This is a genomic window from Arthrobacter sp. E3, from assembly GCF_017353415.1.
Taxonomy (GTDB): domain Bacteria; phylum Actinomycetota; class Actinomycetes; order Actinomycetales; family Micrococcaceae; genus Specibacter.
Genome location: NZ_JAFMPX010000085.1, coordinates 1 through 1,132, shown reverse-complemented (window position 1 = coordinate 1,132; position 1,132 = coordinate 1). Strand labels below are relative to the sequence as shown.

Sequence of the window (1,132 nt, the reverse complement as noted above, 5' to 3'; positions counted from 1 at the left end):
CCTGAACGCTGCAGGGGTGGTATTCACCGCCAGCCACAACCCTTCCGAGTACAACGGCATGAAGATGACCCGTGCCGGCGCTGTTCCGCTGTCCTCCGAAACCGGTTTGATTCAGATCCGCGACCTGGCCCAAACCTACCTGGCAGACGGTATTCCGGTTGGCACCACAGGAGAGATCGGTGAAGCAGACGTCCTGAAGGACTACGCACACTACCTGCGCAATCTTGTTGACCTCTCCAGCTCGCGCCCGCTGAAAGTCGTTGTCGACGCCGGCAACGGCATGGCGGGCATGACCACTCCAGCGGTGCTGGGCGATACACTCCTGCCAGGCCTGCCGTTTGAGATTGTGCCGCTGTACTTTGAGCTTGACGGCACCTTCCCCAATCACCCTGCCAACCCGCTCGAGCCGGCGAACCTGCGTGACTTGCAGGCCGCCGTCGTCAAGCACCGGGCAGACATCGGCCTGGCATTCGACGGCGATGCAGACCGTTGCTTCGTGATCGATGAAAAGGGCGACCCGCTCTCGCCGTCGGCCGTCACGGCACTGGTTGCGCGGCGTGAAATTGCCCGGGTCCAGGCCCTCGGCGAGGAACACCCCACCGTCATTCACAACCTCATCACCTCCCGCGCCGTACCTGAACTGATCGCCCACGACGGCGGCCGTGCCGTGCGCACGCGCGTGGGCCACTCTTTCATCAAGGCCACCATGGCAGCCGAAGGCGCCGTCTTTGGCGGGGAACACTCGGCCCACTACTACTTCCGCGACTTCTTCAACGCAGACACCGGCATGCTCGCCGCCATGCACGTTCTGGCTGCCTTGGGCGAGCAGGACGGCACACTTTCCGATCTCGGCCGCGAATACGAGCCCTACGTCTCCAGCGGGGAGATCAACTCCCAACTGGCTAACGTCCCGGCCGCCGTGGAAAGGGTCCGCGCCGCCTACACGCGCGAGGACGTCATCATCGACGAACTCGACGGCATCACGTTCACAGCCAAGGACGGTTCCTGGTGGTTCAACCTGCGCGCCTCCAACACCGAACCGTTCCTTCGCCTGAACGCCGAAGCCCTGGACATCGTCACCATGGCAGATGTCCGCGACCACGTCCTTGAACTCGTGCGCAGATAACAGCCC

At 63.3% G+C, this 1,132-nt stretch carries 1 protein-coding gene; it reads left to right on the top strand.

The genetic code is table 11. The features are described from left to right. On the top strand, positions 1–1,126 hold a 1,126-nt coding region (manB, locus tag JMA46_RS16720), incomplete at its 5' end, for a phosphomannomutase/phosphoglucomutase (RefSeq protein ID WP_207346476.1). Positions 1,127–1,132 lie beyond the last annotated feature (6 nt).